An 18,562-nucleotide genomic window follows, 5' to 3' on the forward strand; every position below is an offset into this window, starting at 1 on the left:
TTTTGTTTCTGCTGAACATTCTATGTAGCCAACACAGGGGATGCAAATTTATTAGCCATGGCTAGACGATTTACCCATTGAAGTAATCAATTACCAGGTTTTCGCCTAACTTTTACGCAATAAGTCAGCTGTATCAGGCTTCAATACAGAACTTTTCAATATTTCCCTGTGTTTGACGCATCAAACGTCGCCAATCTGCGTTATTAATACAGATGTCTAATACCAAACTACCGTCTTCTTCAACAACTTCATTCTCTACAACTTTCAGGTCAAACAATTCGCTTCTTAACCCTAGATCTTGTGGCGCAAGTCGTAATTTCAAGTGCTGCCATTGAATTTCAAGTTGCTCGGAAATGGTTTGGCAAAGCAATTCGATTCCTTCTCCGCTCATTGCAGAACACCAAACTCGGTCAGGTTCACCTTCAACTCCAGGCTCTACCTTCGGGCTAACCTGCTCCAGACGGTCGATCTTGTTGTAAACCTCAACGGTTTTAATCCCTTTGGCACCAATTGCTTCGAGCACTTCATAAACTTGCTCAATATTGTCATCTTTTCGCTCATCAGACGCATCTATGATATGTAACAAAATATCTGCCTGACGGCTTTCTTGTAGTGTCGCTTTAAATGCGGCCACCAGGTCATGGGGTAAATGCCGAATAAATCCCACCGTATCAGAGAGTATTGCCTGTTGCCCTGGCACCAGGTGGATTTTTCGATGAGTGGGATCTAAGGTGGCGAATAGCTGGTCAGCCGCGTAAACATCGGCCTGCGTTATTCGGTTGAACATCGTTGATTTTCCAGCGTTGGTGTAACCAACAAGCGCCACTGTCGGTAAACTTCCCCGTTTACGTGCTCGTCGACTTTGCTCTCGTTGTTTTTCAACTTTAGCGAGTCGCTTTTGAATCGTTTTAATCCTATCCCTGAGTAACCGGCGATCCGTTTCTAACTGGGTCTCACCCGGCCCTCTCAAGCCAATACCACCTTTTTGACGCTCAAGGTGAGTCCAACCTCTAACCAGACGAGTTGACAAGTGATTTAATTGTGCCAGTTCTACCTGAAGTTTCCCTTCATGGGTTTGCGCACGCTGGGCAAAAATATCGAGAATTAAGCCAGTTCGATCAATAACCCGGCATTCAACCAGGCGTTCTATATTTCGCTCCTGGGCCGGCGATAATCGATGATTAAACAACACAACATCAGCTGATTTATCTTTGACCAGCTGAGCAATTTCCTCGGCTTTACCTGTGCCGATAAAATACCGCGGATGCGGCTTATCTCGACTTCCCCCAACAATACCTTTTATCTGCAATCCTGCAGAAACAACCAAGTCGATAAATTCATCTTTGTCTTCTTTGTTGTGCGTATCTGGCAAATCGATATGAACTAAAATGGCGTTTTCACCGCCGGCGTGTCTTTCAAACAAAGGCAGGTCTCTTGAACGGCTTTCTAAAATAAAATAATTATTCTAGAAAAAATGCAAACCGAAACGCCAACCTGACATAATCAGGTCGGCGTAATTAACAGTTCGAATGTCAGTTTATCTCTGACAATATATAGCACTAGGTCCTAATAATTTCCGACACTATCGACAGAGCCGTCACCGCCCTCACCCTCATTAGAGTGTGGCAGCTTAACATTTCTGACTGGAACAACGGTCGAAATTGCGTGCTTATATACCATTTGGCTAACAGTGTTTTTTAACAAAACTACAAACTGGTCGAAAGACTCAATCTGGCCTTGTAATTTAATACCATTGACCAAAAAAATTGAAACTGGAATACGCTCTTTACGAAGCGCATTTAGGTAAGGGTCTTGTAAAGATTGCCCTTTTGACATAACTGTCTCCTTATTGATTTTTATAATCCCGAGACTTTGAAAGTTAAAGTTTGAGTCTCTTTAATTATTGTTCTTGAAAAGCCTGCAGACTGAATATAGCAATACTTTCACAAAAACTCTTCTGACAAGTTTACAAACCAGTGAAACAAAACATTAATGTTCAAATTATCGACTAATCGACAAAAAATCGAAAACCAACTATTTTCACTAACTTGAGGCTAATTTTAGCACCGAATTCTTACTTCTGCTAAATAAATAGAAGTAGTTAGCCAGGCTAAAAGTGTCTTCCTTTCCTTAGTGGGGTCATTCATTAATAAGTTCAATGCTTTTTCCCGTTTATTTCATCCTTAAAATCGTATTTTAATACTTTTGTTGTCGCGCATCTACGAAAACCTTCCTAGAAACTCAATATGCCATTTTATCCTACCTCTGCAGCGGCAACACAGCGAATAACGCCGTAGCAGAATTCTTGTTCAAGTGTCTCAAAAACTTTTTTCAGCTGACCTTGTTGTTCACCTTCACACGCATGAATCGTCTGACTGATTAATTCATAATCCTGATCGTCAATTTCGAGGGCTTCTAGCGGATCGAGCAGCCCAGCTTGTATCGCTTTTGCCAGATGGCTATAGATCGTATCTTCGGTCAATTTTCGCTCACTCGCGATTTGAGATACGGTAAATTCCTTTGAATGTAATATTAAAGTTTCATTAACGGTATCGCTCATCTGGGAATTATATTCCGCCGGGAGCGGATTATTTTTAATAATTTCGAGAAATTCCTCTCCATATTGAGACAATTTTTTCTCACCTACCCCACTGATAAATCGCATTTCAGATAATTGGCCGGGCCTTTGTTCAGCCATCTGTAATAAAGTGGAGTCGTGGAAAATAACATAAGGGGGCAAGCCATGCTGATCAGCAAGCTCACGTCTTTTCGCTTTTAATGCGTCGAGCAATGGTTGATGAATAGTTGAAATCTGCTTCTTTTTTGTTTCTTTTATCGTGACAGGTTTAATTTGTTTTCTCGCTTGAAGTGTCATTTCACCTCGAAGTACCGGCCGACATTTTTCAGTTAAGCGAATTGCACCAAACCTTTCATGGTCTGAAAACAGAAAACCTTGTGCAATTAATTGACGAAACAGGCTGCGCCATTCTGCCACTGACAGATCGGTTCCCACGCCAAAAGTAGACAACTGATCATGCCCATTGCTCACGATCCGTTGTTCGTTTTTTCCAAGTAACACATCAACCACGTATGCCACGCCAAACCTTTGCCCGGTTCGATAAACACAGGAAATCGCTTTTTGGGCTTCAATTGTTGCATCCCAGGTTTGCGGTGGTGTTAAACAGTTATCGCAATTTCCACAAGGTTGTTCTAGTGTTTCATTAAAATAAGCCAACAAAGATTGGCGCCGACAGCTGATCAGCTCGCACAGTCCTAACATGGCTTCTAATTTTTGTTGGGTCACCTGTTTGTAACCTTCTTCAGCTTCACTCTGCTGCATCATTTGACGCAAAGTGATAACGTCTTGAAGCCCGTATGCCATCCACGCAGTCGATGGCTCGCCGTCTCTTCCTGCTCTTCCAGTTTCCTGGTAATAAGCTTCGATACTTTTTGGCAGGCTGAGATGCGCAACGAACCTCACATCGGGTTTGTCGATCCCCATTCCAAAGGCGATGGTCGCAACGATAATGACGCCAGATTCACGTAAAAACCGTTGTTGGTTTTGATGTCTAATTTCACTCGATAGTCCTGCATGATAAGGTAATGCAACGCGGCCTTTTTTCGACAGCCATTCCGCTACCGATTCTACTTTTTTGCGCGAGAGACAATAAACAATTCCTGCATCAGTCGAATGTTCTTTTTGTAAAAAACGCCAGAGTTGTTCACGGCTGTTATTGCCCTGCTGAATGGCGTATTCAATATTTGGACGGTCGAAACTATTAATGTACCGGGCAGCGTGGTGCAAGCGTAAATTCTCAATAATTTCTTCACGAGTACGTTCGTCTGCAGTCGCGGTAAGCGCAATTCTTGGTATCTCTGGAAAATAGTCAGCTAAAATATTTAAGCGGCGATACTCTGGCCTGAAATCATGTCCCCATTGTGACACGCAATGGGCTTCATCAATTGCAAACAGGCTAATTTTTGTTTGTTGTAAAAGATTTAAACATTGAGGGGTAACCAACCGCTCAGGGGCGACATACAAAATGTCTAATTGACCACTTAGCAATTTCGATTCTATTTCTCGACTTTCAATTGAAGACAGGGTGGAATTTAAAAACGCCGCTTTGACACCATTTTGCGCCAGGGCATCAACTTGATCCTGCATTAGCGCAATCAAAGGCGAAATAACCACTCCGACGCCATCAAGAACCAATGCCGGGATCTGGTAACAAAGTGATTTACCTCCACCTGTTGGCATAAGGGCCAGGACATCGTCGCCGTCAAGTAAAGATTGCACAATGTCAGCTTGATTAAGCCGAAACTCAGAGTAGCCGAAGGTAGATTGAAGAATATTTAATGCTCGTTGCATTGAAAAAAATCATTAATTGTCGAAGGAGTGAAGTATACCTAAAGAAGCCAACCATTAGCATAGGCAATCACTGAATAACTTGTCAGTCTACTGCTATTTACTCGGCAGTCTTTGGTTAATTAACCGTTTAAGGAATGCCTGATTATTGCGTCTTTCGCTAGCTTTGTCTGTTCCAACACAGTCGGGTCAAACCATTTGACATCCGGCCAGCTTCGCAGCCAGGTGTATTGTCTTTTTGCTAACTGTCGAGTCGCGATAATGCCTCTTTCTATTGCTTCTTCTTTTGATAGCTCGCCGGCCAGATATTGCCAAACCTGTCGATATCCGACAGATTTCATTGAAGGACAATCCAGAGAAAGATCTCCTCGTTGATATAACTGGGTCACTTCCTCAATCAGCCCCTGTTTGATCATCAAGTGAAACCTTTCCGCAATTCGTTGGTGAAGTATACTTCGATCCTGCGGCGCCAGGGCAACCGACAGCAGTGGATTAGGTAAAGCATCGAGTGCTTGTTCCTGGTGCCATTGAGACATCGGCTTACCACTGATTTCATAAACTTCCAATGCACGCATAATTCTCTGGGTATCATTAGTATGAAGTCGCTCTGCGGTTAACTGATCGACCTCCGATAATTTTTCATGCAAATATTCGATACCTTGCTCATCCAGGTGTTTTTTCAGATTTGCTCTTACCTGCGGATCCGATTGGGGTAACTCGGCCAACCCTTCTTTTAACGCTTTAAAATACAACATGGTTCCGCCGGTCAATAACGGTGTTTTTCCCATTGCGTGAACTTGATTGATCAATCGTTTTGAATCTTGCACAAACTGCGAAGCAGAATAAGCCTGCCCAGGATCGATAAAGTCGATTAAATGATGGGGCGCGAGCTTCAGCTCTTCAGCAGTAGGCTTTGCACTACCAATATCCATTTGCTGATAGACCATCGCAGAGTCAACACTAATAATCTCAAACTTTTCAGTCTGATATAACTCCATTGCTAACGCCGTTTTTCCACTAGCAGTTGGTCCCATGAGAAAAACAACGGGCAATTCGGGGTATTCAATTTTCATTTAAACAGGCCCGAAAAATTCTCAGCGTTTAAGCGTCGATAACTTGATGATGGGATTGCAGGTGATAATTGAGAATAGATAAAATTGACCATCTCGTCAGACAGAGGTTCGAATTGATTGCTAATGACCTCCGCGGAAAAAAGCTCTATTTTTTTTGCCGGATTAAAATGACTCAACCACTCTGATAATAACGCCACAATTTGCGAATTATCCAGCCAGCATAACCACATAGGCACCTGGTTAATTTGAAGCTCACTGCTTCTTGCAGTTTCGCTCTCACTTGTTGTTTGACCTGGTGTCAAATTCTGATTAGCGGAATCAAGTTCCTGTTCTTGAACAGGCTTGAAAACAAACCCTAGGCGCTCAAGAAACAAATGGGTCTGGTAATCTTCTAATAATGCAATTTCTGCAGAAAATTTCAAAGGAAACAACAACGGTTGGCTTGACGCACTGGATTTCTCATTGAGCAAAGCTCTTATATATTCCGCTAACAATATCTGGCCATGAAGGATGATTGTTTGCTGTTGATTGCAGGTAATCCATAAATTGTCACCAACCGGTAATAATCCGTTTCTTGATTGCGCGTTTTCTTGAGTAAATGATTCCCCAACCTTCGGACCAGAATCGCCTGAATATCGATTGGTCGGCACATAGCTATGTTCAGTTCTCTTGGCATAATCAGTACCCTGTTCAGAACTTAGTGCAGACGGACTAGTTGAGTAGCGGGTGTTTCTGTATTTGTTAGCCTTAAAGTTACCGATATCGTAACTCGTTTGAGTATTCTGAACAGAATGGTGAACAGGTCGCATTCGATTTTCTACGACTTTGACATTAGAGACTGGGACAGTTAAATCTGCCTCATGCGGATTTGCCCCATGCGAAGCCGTGTCATGTGAGACAGCATCATGTGAACCCGTCCCATTTTTTTGTGTCGATTCGGTAAAAAACAAATCTCTGTTTTCTGCTTCAGAATTCGCACTGGCCGACTGTCGAGAATTAAAACTCTGATCATCATTAAAAACCAGCTCGCACTCGCCAATCGCTTCGGCCACGCTTTTCACTAACAAATCATGAACCAATCGCTGCTGCCCAAATCTGACTTCATGCTTGGTAGGGTGAACATTGACGTCTATTTGGTGTGGGTCCATCGACAAAAATATCACATAAGCAGCCATTCTTCCGGGCGGCAAAAGCCCTTCGTAGGCTTGCCGAATAGCGTGATTTAACGTTTTATCTTTTACTGGCCGCCCATTAATAAAAACGTATTGAATATCAGATTCGCTGCGATGAAAACTCGGCTTCCCCAACCAACCAAAAAGCTGGAGCAACTCATGTTGGCAATTAAATTCGACGCAGCTATCAGCGAATGGCTTACCACAAATCGTCGCAACACGTTTCAAATACTGACTGCTATCACCGCTCGCAGGAACTCGCTTTACAATTTTGTGATTGTGTTTTAATACAAATGCTTTAGAAAAATTAGCTAGCGCGTGGCGCTTAAACACTTCTTCAACGTGATTGAATTCCGTTTTTTCTGTCCTTAAAAACTTCTGTCTGGCGGGCGTATTAAAAAATAAATCAGCGACCTCAATGCGAGTACCCGGTGAAGCTGCGGCAGGCTGAATTTCCACCGACATATCACGGCCATGGGCCATCGCCTGCCAGGCTAATTCAGAATCATGAGTTCGTGAGGTTAACGTTAATTTTGATACAGCACTTATACTCGCCAGTGCTTCCCCCCGAAAACCTAAGGATTGAATACAGGCAAGATCATCGCTGCTTTGAATTTTACTGGTAGCGTGGCGTGTTAAGGCTAATGATAGATCGTCTTTATCGATACCCTTCCCATTATCAGTCACTCTGATCAGGCGAGTTCCACCGCGCTCAATATCAACTTCAATTCGAGTCGCGTCGGAATCGATACTGTTTTCCATGAGCTCTTTGACTACAGAAGCCGGGCGTTCAACCACTTCTCCTGCTGCAATCTGGTTCGCAAGACGATTATCAAGTCGTTTTATACGCGTTGTTTGAGGCAAAACTCATACCCCGGGGATCATCAATGTTTGGCCAATTTTTAGATTATTCGATTTTAGTTTGTTTCGGGACTTGATGCTGGATGTAGTCACGCCGAAATTTTGGGCAATCTGAGACAATGTATCGCCGCTTTTCACTTTATAAGATCGACTCTTGGAGAGCGTGGCATAATAACTTCCGTCAGGCGGGTTCGTTTTAAAATATTGTTTTACCCCCGCAAAGACAGCCTGGGCAATTTTATTTTGCTGGGCTGTAGTTTTCAGTAATTTTTCTTCTCCAGGATTAGAAATAAATGCCATTTCAACCAGCATTGCGGGTATATCAGGCATGCGCAAAACCATAAATGCCGCTTTTCTTAATCCTTTACCATGCATTTTCGACATTTTTCGAGACAATTGTTTTCTGACTTTTTCTGCGGCTTTAATACTTTCGCCAACTGAGTAATGCATGGAAAGATCAATTAACACCTGCGCTACTAGAGGATCTTTATTCTGTAAACTTTCAACGCCCCCTAACAAATCAGAACTTTTTTCCCGTTGCTCTAGCCATTTACCCATTTCAGAATTGGCTCCTTTCGGCGATAAAACCCAAACCGAAGCACCTCTCACTCTCGGATCTCTAAAACCATCTGCGTGAAGCGAAATAAATAAATCTGCCTTATTTTTTCTAGCCAATTTTGTTCTAGTTTCAAGCCCAACATAATAATCAGAGCTTCTTGTCAAAAATGCCTTAAACCCCTTTTCTTTATTAATTCTACTGGCTAATTTTTTGGCGACAGCCAGAGTAATATTCTTTTCTAGTGTTCCTTTTGGTCCTAACGCACCGGGATCATCACCGCCGTGACCTGCATCAATGGCAATCACGATATCTCTATTTTTATTTTTTAATACTGACGATGCGGTCTTAACAACTTGCTTTTTGCCATTTTTATCTCTTAAGTCAACCACCAATCGATGACCATAACTTTGGAATGGTTTTAGTGCAAAATGTTTGGTGGTAACGCCATTTTTAAGATCAATGACAATACGTAATTTATCGGCTTTTTGACTGGAGCGAATTTTACTCACTAGCTGTTTAGGAATTTCTATACGCGACAAATCCGTTTTTAATTTTGCTTTTTGAATATCAACGACCAAGCGATAGGGATCATCCAAAGTAAAGAGCTTGTAATCGACTTCTTCATCAACATCAAATACCAAGCGCGTTTTTTCAGGATCTTGCCAAAAACGAATACCGCTGACGTCACCAGCGAAAGCTTTGTGAATGGTAAACAATAACAACAAAAGTAACCCAGTAAATCTGGTCAGATACTTTAACAATTCAACACCTTTTTTCACTATCTTGTTTTTAAAACTATCTCTAACGAGATTCCCTGTCAGTTTAAATCAACATACCACACCCTGGCATAACTGAATCTGAATATTCGAGGTAAAAAACGAATATGACTTTTATTATAGATCAAGACACTTTTTATTGAGCAACAGCCTTTTTATTACGAACATTTCCGCCGCACCTACATTGATTGAGCAAAAAGTTCGAATCATAGCAAACTCAATACCCCAAGCTTTGCTCAACAGTCTGACACCAGCTCGCATCCGATGGTTCAAGTTTAATACTTCTTGCCTGGCCTTCATAGTCTAAATTAAGCACCAAATCGGCCTCTGGGATAAATCCAGCGCCTTTTTCCGGCCACTCAATCAGACAAATCGCTTTTTCATCCAGATAATCACGAATTCCGATGTATTCAAGTTCCTCAGGATCGCCAAGTCGATAGAGATCAAAATGATAAAATGACTTTGAGGGAAGTTGGTATGGCTCGACCAAAGTGTAAGTTGGGCTTTTGGTACTTCCCTGGTGGCCAGAAGCTAATAGCAATCCACGCACTAATGTTGTTTTCCCTGCGCCCAGCGGACCATTAAGAAAGATAAGCGCTTTTTCCGGTAAGAGACTGGCAAGCCTGGCACCAAAATCAAGTGTTGCTTGCTCATTACTTAGCATTATTTTCATAGGCTTTTATTGAAGGGCTGCGCTTCTTAAATTGATGTATAAGAATTAGCGATTTAACATTGGGCCTGATTTTATCATCATCAATGACAAACAAACTAGTCAGAGTTTTGCAGTGGATTTAACAAATCCGGCAAGTGTTGCAACAACTCGCTTGCTAACATGCCGCGATGCTGATTTTTGATTCCAGCCACTCGATCAGCGGCTTCCCCATGAATACAAACTCCCAATAGCGCCGCATCCATCAAACTGTATCCTTGCGCAAGTAACCCGCCAATGATGCCCGCCAGTATATCTCCCATACCACCCGAAGCCATTCCAGGATTACCCACGGGACAAACAACTTGCAGTCCATTAGCGTCACTAACAACGGTTCCCGACCCCTTTAGTACGCAGATCCCCCCATATTTTTGAGCAATGGCATGGGAACTGGTAAAACGGTCTTGATTAACGGCCAAACTCGATATCCCTAACAACCTGCCGGCTTCTCCCGGGTGCGGCGTTAACACCCTTCGCCCATCAAAATTTGGATTTTCAGCCAACCAGTTGAGCGCATCAGCATCATAAACTTTGGCGCAAGATTTTAACTTGTCGCTCTCGCTCACTTTCTGCATCCAGGTCTGTGCCCAATCACCTCGCCCAAGACCAGGCCCGACAACCAGGCTGTTAACAGAATTTATCGCCTCAAGGTTGATAGAAATATCTTCTTTAGCAACGTCTAATGCCATTATTTCCGGCTGTCTTGATACCAAACCGACCGAGCCATTTTGGAGCCATGCCGATGTCAGCCCGCTACCGGATTTTGCTGCCGCGCCCGACGCCAGCACAGCGGCTCCCAGCATGCCATTTGCACCACCAATAATTTTACAGTGGCCATAATTTCCTTTATGGCTAACTGGGTCACGTGGCTTAAGTTTATATTTCAGACTTCGCCAGTTTTCTGCGAAAACATTAAATTGATGCTTTTGGTAAAACTGAGTGGGGATATTCAGGTTAAATAATCGGACATCTCCACGATAATTAGCGGAGTCTCCCGTATATAAACCACGCTTGTGGCCAATAAAAGTGACAGTATAATCGGCCTGAATGGCCAGGTTAAAAACATTTCCAGTATCGGCTTCAAGTCCTGAGGGCACGTCTACTGACAGTACCGGCACCGAACTCAAGTTCACTAACCTGATCACTTCGTCAAACGGCGCTCTTACCGGTCCTTTTATTCCAGTACCGAGTAAGGCATCAATGATCAAATCAAATTCGCCAACCTCTATTTGTTCCCATAAACTATATTGAAGCCCACTACGCGGCAGCTTTTTAAAGGCAGTTAATGCGTCCCCTTTTAGTCTTTCTCGCGGGCAAAAATTACATAATGTGACTTTTTTACGTTCTTCTGCCGCTAATCTCGCAACCACATAACCATCGCCGCCATTGTTACCTTTGCCGGACAAAATAAGAATTCGGCGAGCATGGGGCCACCTTATTTTAAGTTCCTGGTAAACAGCACTGCCAGCTGCTTCCATTAACGCGTAAGTCCCTTCTTCCTGACCAAAGTCAGCTTCTATGTCGCGTACCTGAGAAGAAGTGTAAAGGGCAACGCCAGTATCTAATCCATGCCTTTTCATCGTTTTATCATTGAATTTTTTTACGGCTGCTCGGATACCAAAATAATCACTTAGGCCAAATCAATAAAATGTTGGCGATAATATTCCAACTCCAAAATCGACTCTTTAATATCCTCTAACGCGAGATGCTGATTTTGCTTGGAAAACCCAGACAAAATTTGAGGTTTCCAACGCACGACCAATTCCTTGAGCGTACTCACATCGATATTGCGATAATGAAAAAAGTCATGTAAATCTGGCATATACCTGACCAAAAAACGCCGATCCTGGCCAATACTGTTGCCACACATTGGAGACACGCCCTCCGGCACCCATTGTTTGAGAAAGTCAATCGTATCTTGCTCGGCTTTGGATTCGCTAATTTGGCTATCAATGACCCTTTGAGTTAATCCTGATTGACCATGGTGTGTAGTACACCACTCGTCCATGGCGTCTAGTAGAGACTTGGGTTGATGAACAGCCATTACCGGACCTTCAGCAAGAATTTTCAAGTTTTTATCAGTGACAATCGTGGCAATCTCAATGATCCGCTCTTTTTCAGGGGCGAGCCCCGTCATTTCAAGATCAATCCAAACTAAATTATCTTTGTCAGGCACCCAGGTTCTCCTGTTGAAACACATTTACCGGTCAGAAGGTAGTCAAGTTATCGCAGCAATACTTTGTTGTCTTAGTACAAAACAACTTGTTTCTTTTCGTATTAACTGCAATCTGTGTAGTTAAAAATAGCGTACTTATTAAGATAGTATATAATATTCAGCCGTTTAACCCTATGCGTAACATCAATTAAGCGTAAATTCTTGCCCGAGAGAATCAATTGGCCAAACGAGACAAACTGACCCACCGACAAAAACGGCAAGTTGCCCAAAAGCAACGACAGCGCCTTCAAAATGAGCATAAGATCCCATCAATGAGTGAACTGTCGGACTCAAAAAACGGTTTAATTGTCAGTCGGTATGGCGAACAGGCTGATGTGATCGAGCTGCAGAGTAAACAAAAATATCGATGTTATCTACGTCAGAATCTGGGAGCACCTGTTGCTGGTGATAAGGTTAAATTTCGCCTCGATCCTTCCAACCAGGGCGTGGTTGAAGCCATTTATGATCGCACTTCGATACTCAATCGTCCCTCTCCCCATCAGGGTCTCAAACCAGTCGTTGCCAACATTAATCTAGTATTGGTAGTCACCGCGCCGTTACCTGATTTTTCAGCCTCTTTGTTGGATCGTTACCTTGTCGCACTTAGAGATGCGAATATTGAGACGGTAATCATCGCTAACAAATGGGATTTGGAAAAAGAAATAGTGCAACAAGATATTGAGTCGCAACTCAAAATATATGAAGCGCTAGGTTATCCTGTGATTAAAATCAGCACTAAGAAAGAATCGGAATTAACACCAATAGCTGACCTTATTCGCGATAAGCATTGTATTCTGGTGGGCCAGTCAGGCGTAGGAAAGTCGTCAATCATCAATCAATTATTTCCTGGACAGAACAGTTTGGTAAACGAGGTTTCTGAAAACTCACGTCTTGGGCAACATACAACAACTGCATCCCAATTGTTTCTATTCGAAACATCAGATGGTTTTATCATTGACTCTCCCGGCATTCGAGAGTTTGGTTTGTGGCATATGGAACCTAATACAATTGCCAACGGTTTTATCGAGTTTGAGCCCTACATCGGCAGTTGCAAATTTCGCGACTGCAAGCATGTGAATGAACCTGGTTGTAATATTATTGCGGCAGTAAAAAAAGGTGCTATTACACAACAGCGATGGCAAAACTATTGCAAAATTATTAGCGCACCTGAACACTAAAGTCGCCGGAAACCACTAAGAAAATTTTTATAAACACCTAGCCGGAGGAATCTCTATATTTCTTAGTTTAAACCTTTCTTTTATGTAAGCTGACTTTTTGTAAACCTAAGTTTTTTGGACAAAATCAAGCAAATTGCCATCTGTTATCGGCTTAGAAAAGTAAAACCCTTGCGCAACGGAATAATCCATCTTTTTTATGAGTTCTAACTGTTCTTTGGTCTCAATTCCTTCGGCAACGATGTGGATGCCGAGATTGTTGGCCAGCAAAGCGATTGATTCCACAATAGCCTGGTTACTGAGCGGACCTTCCAGCGCAATGATAAAGGAGCGGTCCAGCTTAATGGCATCAAATGGAAACTTGTGTAGGTAACTCAATGAAGAATACCCGGTGCCAAAATCATCCAGGTACACCTTGATCCCCATCGATTTAAGTTCTCTGACAAAACTTAATGCTGCCTTGTAATCTTCAATTAAGATACTTTCGGTAATTTCGACATTCAGTTTATCTGGTGTAATTTTAAACTCATCCAACTTGTGGCGAATGAAATCATCAAGTGTCCTGGAAAGAATTTGAATTGATGAAACATTGACGTTGAGATACAGGTCTGCGAGATGAGGGGTCGCTTTAAACCTGGCTAACGTTCGACAAGCCATTTCGATAACCGCTTCGCCAATTTCTACAATCAAACCCGTTTCTTCCGCAACTGGAATGAATTCACCTGGATTAATCAGGCCACTTTCAGGATGTCGCCAGCGAACCAATGCTTCGAAGCCAACCGGTCGATTGCCTTGAAGCTCTACTAAGGGCTGATACTCAAGAAATAATTGCCCACCCGAAACAGCGTCTCTCAAATCCCGTTCCATTTTCATTCGATTTGTGACAATTTTTTTAATATTCGAATCGAAAAAGCAGTAACGGTTTTTGCCTTGGTGTTTCGCCTGGTACATTGCAGCATCAGCGTCACTCATAATAACTTCTGCAGATGTTTCAAAAGAATTAGCCAGGCGAACACCGACACTCGCGCTAGTGATCAACGAGTGTCCAGCAACTTCAACTGGTTTTCTCAGCTTATTCAATATTCGAGCACAAAAACGTAAAGCGACGGCATCATCGGGAATATCCGGCATTAAAATACAAAACTCGTCTCCGCCTAGACGCGCCACTAAATCATCTGAGCGTATACATTGTTTAAGCTGCTTGGCTACCTCGATTAAAAATAAATCTCCCACGTGGTGCCCCAGACTGTCATTGATGATTTTGAAACGGTCCAGGTCAAGAAATAGCAAAGCTAGTTTAATTTCTTTTTTATCCTGCTTGCTATCTAATAAATCATTAAGAACATTGGATAATTGAAGTCGGTTAGGAAGCCCGGTCAAACTATCATGTAAACTCTCATGCGCCAGTCGTTTTTCCACCAGCTTTCTTTTTTCAATCGTTTCCTCAAGTTCAAATGTTCTTTCTTTAACTCTTCGCTCCAGATTTTCATGTGCTTGACGAAGTGAGTCAGCATCTTTTTTGCGCAATATTGCTGTTGCCACCTGTTGCCCAATAGTCAACAATATCATCTGGTGCTCACTACTATAAACAATGTCCTCTTGATAACTTTGAATAGCCAATACGCCAAAAATATGTTGTTTATCTTTAAGCGGCACGCCTAACCAACTAACACATCGCTTACTACCGTAAAATCCTTTCTCGTCTTGATCGTGATGAAATAAAAAAGACTCTCCGGTGGTAAGAATTTTTTCGGTAAATCCAGTATCGCCAAGTTTTTTATCAAAACGTCTACTGGGTGGACTCGCGTCAAATTCATCGACAAAATAAGGAAATTCAATAAACGCATTATCATCGGTTAGCAGAGCGATATATTCGTTACGCGCATACATCAGTCGCTCGATAATTTTATGAACGCTTTGAAACAAATCCTTGAGGCTACCTGAAGTGCTAACCAGCTCTGTGATCTGATATAAAGCGGCCTGAATTTGCTGGCTTTTTTTTCGCTCCTGTACTTCTGCCGCCAACACAGTATTCATTTTATTCAGATCTCGGGTTCTTTCTTCAACCCGCTTTTCTAAAACTGCATTCGCATCTTTTAGTGATAGTTCTGATTGCTTACTTTTGAAAACCAGCGCAATATGACGGGCAACAAATTGCATGACATCTTCTTCTTGAGGGCCATAGCTAATATCATCGCGATAACTTTGAATAACAAGCCCACCGAGAACCTCATCATTATACTTAAGCGGAATTCCCAGCCACTCGACACAATCGGCACCAACTGCATCGATGACATTTTTCTTCTGTAAGAAATCGATTTCTTGCGCTGTTAAATGCTGCATGCTGCCAGTTCTCAGCATATAACCCGTGATAGTGCGGCGAAGCTTTTCAGACGAAAGTTTATTTAACGTGCCAACATCCTGATCGTACTCATCGACCACATAAACAAAATTAATCAGGCTTTTACCTTGTTCATACAGCGCGACAAAAAAGTTTTCAGCGTAAGTTAGCTGCTTGATAATGCCGTGCAACTCTTTGCAATAATCTTCAAGTGTATAGGTCGTTACCGCACACTCAGAAATTTGAATCAGTGCAGACTCTAACAAGGTTCGTTCGGAGCCAATCGAGTTATTTGAAGCTAACTGTTTAGGCTTACCAGCCGAGTTATCATTTTCAGTTTGATTATTATTTTTCTCCATCGTATTTTCTGCCTGCCAGCCTCACTCTACACCGAGAACTTGTTTCTCAATATTTTCTGCAACACTGCGCTTTAAGACAATAATCGCAATTCTTCTATTCACAGGATTGTGTGGATTTTGCTGATCAAACAAAATTGAGGAAGAAAATCCTTCGACACGTGCAATTTTCTTTTCTTTAATTCCGCCAAAAAGTAACTCTCTGCGAGCCGCATTTGCGCGATCAGCCGAAAGCTCCCAGTTACCGTAATTTTCTCTTTCTACGTATGGCGTTGCGTCCGTATGGCCGGTAACACTGAGTTTGTTAGGCACTTGTTTTAGCACATTTGCCAAACCTCTCAGGATAGTTTTAGAGTAATACTTTGGTTCTGCACTACCGCTATCAAACATTGGCCGCTTGTCTTTATCAACTATCTGGATCCGTAACCCGGACGGTGTAATATCTATCATAACTTGTTCTCTAAACTGGCTAAAATCGATACTATTTTCAACCAGAAATTCCAGCTCTTTTTTGAGTTGTTTTAGCTTTTCAATTTCTTTTTGTTCTGCCAACTTAGCCAGTTCTTCTTCAGAGAGCGGCTTATTAGATGCTTCGTTTTTGGATATCTCAGATTCAATGTCATCGGTTTCTGGTTGAATTGTTTCAATTTCAATAACAGCAACATTAGCACCACCTTCACCAATTACAGCCGGACTGGATCCAGCTTTCTCTTGAAACCCCGATGGGTCATGAAAGTAACCGGAAATAGCCTGTTTCTCATCTTCCGAAGTATTACCCATAAGCCACAACAACAGAAAAAAAGCCATCATCGCAGTAGCGAAATCAGCAAATGCAACTTTCCAGCTTCCGCCATGAAAATCGTGCCCCTTACGTTTGACACGCTTGATGATAATGGGTTTGGCTTTCTCTAACTCATCAACCATTAATTGTTAACTCTCTTTCCTGAATCTTTCTCACCAGAAACTTTCATCTTAGATACACCTCAAAAACCAGCTAGCTCGGAATAATCGTTAGCACCGAAAACCAATTACTTTACTGTTGATGGTAGAAAACTAGCGTAACCCTTTAACGCATTCCTCTAACTCGTAAAAATCTGGCCTCACATCGCTATACAAAGTTTTACGACCAAACTCAACAGCAACCTGGGGGGGCATTCCATTCACTGTTGCCAAAATACAAACTTTCATGCATTCAAAAAACTTACTTTCTTCAACGGCGATGTGCTCCATAACATTTGATAAAGGCGCAACAAATCCATAAGCCAGCAAAATACCTAAAAAAGTTCCCACTAGCGCAGCCGCAACATGAATACCGATAACCTCTGGTGGGCCGCCGAGCGACTGCATAGTGATGACAATACCGAGTACCGCTGCAACGATACCGAAACCTGGTAATGCATCTGCGACTTTAGCAACCGCATGAGAAGGCGCGAGAATTTCGTGCTCTCGAGTTTCGAGCTCTACATCCATTAAGTTTTCTAGTTCATATGAAGTCATGTCGCCAATAACCATCAGACGAAGATAGTCACACATAAAATTAAGTGCTGGTTTATTGTTGGTAATCATCGGAAAGCGGCTAAAAAGTTCGCTTTCATCGGGGTCTTCAATATGTCGTTCAATAGCAATTAAACCTTCTCTGCGAATGACATTAAAGACTTGGTATAGAAGTGACAGAAGCTCCAGGTAAAAACTCTTTGTATACTTTTTGCCGAACAATAAGCCAGGTAACTGCTTAAATGTCGCAATAGTGACCTTGGTAGGATTAGCAGTAATAAATGCGCCTAAAGCCGCCCCACCAATGATCAACAATTCAAAGGGCTGCCATAACGCCGCAATTTCCCCGTGTGATAATACATAACCGCCCAAAACGGCAGCTAGAACAACAATCCCACCAATTAAAACTGTCATTTAATTTTTACTCAGTACAAAAAGTTAATATTTGGCCATCCATTGCCTATCGATATTCGTTAATAAGATAATAATAAATATAGTTAAAGATCGTCAGCCACGCCTAAAACCTGACATTTCCAGTAAATATCGGTAAAATGCCGTCAAATTTTAATACTACCTTCAATAAATATGTCGTTTACCGAACAATTAAAGATAATATCTCAATACCTGATACCACAACATGGAATATCAATCGCAGCCGGAAAACTGGCGGAAGTAAAAACAGAATGGTTTAAAAATCTGTTCATTAAAAAATTTGCTGCAGCGTACAATATTGACATGTCTATCGCAGAAGAGCCTGAATTAACCAACTACGCTTGCTTTAATGATTTTTTTACCCGAGCGATCAAACTTGATAGTCGACCAATTGACACAGACGAGAAAAGCTTTTGCTCACCGGTCGACGGCGCAATGAGTCAGTTTGGAAAAATCGAAGAAGGTCGAATTATTCAAGCGAAAAATCATCACTACACGGCGTTAGAATTATTAGGTGGTGACGAGCAACGCGCTAAGCATTTTACCAACGGCGAGTTTTGCACCATCTACCTGGCGCCAAAAGACTACCATCGAATCCATATGCCCTGCGACGGCAAACTGACAGCGATGAGTCATGTGCCCGGTAAATTATTTTCGGTCAATCCATTAACTGCCAACAATGTTCCGAATTTATTTGCTCGAAATGAAAGAGTGATTAGTTATTTCGACACCGAGTTTGGTCAGCTCGCTTTAGTCGCTGTTGGCGCAACCATTGTTGGTAGCATTGAAACAGTTTGGGATGGAACCATCACACCACCAACACGAAAAGAAATTCGCAACTGGAAATATCTCGATAAAAGTATAACGCTGAAAAAAGGCGAAGAGATGGGACGATTTAAACTTGGTTCTACAGTTATCTTGTTAATGGAAAAGGCGAATTGGCAATGGAATAACCCTATTAATACAGGCTCAGATGTTTTACTGGGCGAAAAACTTGTCACAAAACTGGATAATTAATCTGGATTTTATTTAA

The 18,562-nt window shown here is 42.1% G+C and carries 14 protein-coding genes; 2 read left to right on the top strand and 12 right to left on the bottom strand.

What is annotated here, in order from left to right; translation table 11 throughout:
- Positions 1–133 precede the first annotated feature (133 nt).
- The 9 genes from hflX to orn all read right to left on the bottom strand — a co-directional run bounded on the left by hflX (position 134) and on the right by orn (position 11,692).
- Positions 134–1,423, bottom strand: coding sequence for a ribosome rescue GTPase HflX (gene hflX, locus FLL46_RS14205; RefSeq protein WP_142894480.1), 1,290 nt, complete (start codon positions 1,421–1,423; stop codon positions 134–136).
- Between the two features lie 143 nt (positions 1,424–1,566).
- The gene (gene hfq, locus FLL46_RS14210; RefSeq protein ID WP_142894481.1) at positions 1,567–1,836 is read right to left on the bottom strand and encodes an RNA chaperone Hfq; all 270 of its coding nucleotides are present in this window, start codon (positions 1,834–1,836) and stop codon (positions 1,567–1,569) included.
- Positions 1,837–2,254: 418 nt separating this feature from the next.
- A complete protein-coding gene (recQ, locus tag FLL46_RS14215) occupies positions 2,255–4,369 on the bottom strand; it encodes a DNA helicase RecQ (protein WP_142894483.1) in 2,115 nt (704 codons plus the stop codon).
- Positions 4,370–4,488: 119 nt separating this feature from the next.
- A complete protein-coding gene (miaA, locus tag FLL46_RS14220; RefSeq protein ID WP_142894485.1) occupies positions 4,489–5,439 on the bottom strand; it encodes a tRNA (adenosine(37)-N6)-dimethylallyltransferase MiaA in 951 nt (316 codons plus the stop codon).
- Positions 5,436–7,475, bottom strand: a complete 2,040-nt coding sequence (gene mutL, locus FLL46_RS14225; RefSeq protein ID WP_210418710.1) for a DNA mismatch repair endonuclease MutL — start codon at positions 7,473–7,475, stop codon at positions 5,436–5,438. Before mutL ends, miaA begins: the two co-directional genes overlap by 4 nt.
- A 3-nt stretch (positions 7,476–7,478) precedes the next feature.
- A complete protein-coding gene (locus tag FLL46_RS14230; protein ID WP_246119321.1) occupies positions 7,479–8,792 on the bottom strand; it encodes an N-acetylmuramoyl-L-alanine amidase in 1,314 nt (437 codons plus the stop codon).
- Positions 8,793–9,024: 232 nt separating this feature from the next.
- On the bottom strand, positions 9,025–9,480 hold the full coding sequence (tsaE, locus tag FLL46_RS14235) for a tRNA (adenosine(37)-N6)-threonylcarbamoyltransferase complex ATPase subunit type 1 TsaE (protein ID WP_142894486.1): 456 nt from the start codon (positions 9,478–9,480) through the stop codon (positions 9,025–9,027).
- Between the two features lie 95 nt (positions 9,481–9,575).
- The gene (locus FLL46_RS14240) at positions 9,576–11,096 is read right to left on the bottom strand and encodes an NAD(P)H-hydrate dehydratase (RefSeq protein ID WP_142894488.1); all 1,521 of its coding nucleotides are present in this window, start codon (positions 11,094–11,096) and stop codon (positions 9,576–9,578) included.
- Between the two features lie 50 nt (positions 11,097–11,146).
- The gene (orn, locus tag FLL46_RS14245; RefSeq protein ID WP_210418711.1) at positions 11,147–11,692 is read right to left on the bottom strand and encodes an oligoribonuclease; all 546 of its coding nucleotides are present in this window, start codon (positions 11,690–11,692) and stop codon (positions 11,147–11,149) included.
- A gap of 218 nt (positions 11,693–11,910) precedes the next feature.
- Between orn and rsgA the strand changes: the two genes are divergently transcribed.
- Positions 11,911–12,909 carry a small ribosomal subunit biogenesis GTPase RsgA gene (gene rsgA / locus FLL46_RS14250; protein ID WP_168204164.1) on the top strand — a complete coding sequence of 333 codons (999 nt, stop codon included), beginning with the start codon at positions 11,911–11,913 and terminating at the stop codon, positions 12,907–12,909.
- A 105-nt stretch (positions 12,910–13,014) separates the two neighbouring features.
- Here rsgA and FLL46_RS14255 read toward each other — a convergent pair whose 3' ends face one another.
- The 3 genes from FLL46_RS14255 to motA all read right to left on the bottom strand — a co-directional run bounded on the left by FLL46_RS14255 (position 13,015) and on the right by motA (position 17,511).
- Positions 13,015–15,606: a bifunctional diguanylate cyclase/phosphodiesterase gene (locus tag FLL46_RS14255; RefSeq protein WP_142894493.1), complete on the bottom strand. Its 2,592-nt coding sequence runs from the start codon at positions 15,604–15,606 to the stop codon at positions 13,015–13,017.
- 21 nt (positions 15,607–15,627) lie between these two features.
- Positions 15,628–16,527, bottom strand: coding sequence for a flagellar motor protein MotB (motB, locus tag FLL46_RS14260; protein WP_142894495.1), 900 nt, complete (start codon positions 16,525–16,527; stop codon positions 15,628–15,630).
- A gap of 129 nt (positions 16,528–16,656) precedes the next feature.
- Positions 16,657–17,511, bottom strand: coding sequence for a flagellar motor stator protein MotA (gene motA, locus FLL46_RS14265; protein ID WP_142894497.1), 855 nt, complete (start codon positions 17,509–17,511; stop codon positions 16,657–16,659).
- Positions 17,512–17,682: 171 nt separating this feature from the next.
- Between motA and asd the strand changes: the two genes are divergently transcribed.
- Positions 17,683–18,546: an archaetidylserine decarboxylase gene (gene asd, locus FLL46_RS14270; RefSeq protein ID WP_142894499.1), complete on the top strand. Its 864-nt coding sequence runs from the start codon at positions 17,683–17,685 to the stop codon at positions 18,544–18,546.
- Positions 18,547–18,562 lie beyond the last annotated feature (16 nt).

Source organism: Aliikangiella coralliicola, from assembly GCF_007004725.1.
Lineage (GTDB): Bacteria > Pseudomonadota > Gammaproteobacteria > Enterobacterales > Kangiellaceae > Aliikangiella > Aliikangiella coralliicola.

Coding starts and splice junctions, on each gene's coding strand:
- hfq (WP_142894481.1), bottom strand. CDS start 1,836: ATGTCAAAAGGGCAATCTTTACAAGACCCTTACCTAAATGCGCTTCGT.
- recQ (WP_142894483.1), bottom strand. CDS start 4,369: ATGCAACGAGCATTAAATATTCTTCAATCTACCTTCGGCTACTCTGAG.
- miaA (WP_142894485.1), bottom strand. CDS start 5,439: ATGAAAATTGAATACCCCGAATTGCCCGTTGTTTTTCTCATGGGACCA.
- tsaE (WP_142894486.1), bottom strand. CDS start 9,480: ATGAAAATAATGCTAAGTAATGAGCAAGCAACACTTGATTTTGGTGCC.
- FLL46_RS14240 (WP_142894488.1), bottom strand. CDS start 11,096: ATGAAAAGGCATGGATTAGATACTGGCGTTGCCCTTTACACTTCTTCT.
- FLL46_RS14255 (WP_142894493.1), bottom strand. CDS start 15,606: ATGGAGAAAAATAATAATCAAACTGAAAATGATAACTCGGCTGGTAAG.
- motB (WP_142894495.1), bottom strand. CDS start 16,527: ATGGTTGATGAGTTAGAGAAAGCCAAACCCATTATCATCAAGCGTGTC.
- motA (WP_142894497.1), bottom strand. CDS start 17,511: ATGACAGTTTTAATTGGTGGGATTGTTGTTCTAGCTGCCGTTTTGGGC.
- asd (WP_142894499.1), top strand. CDS start 17,683: ATGTCGTTTACCGAACAATTAAAGATAATATCTCAATACCTGATACCA.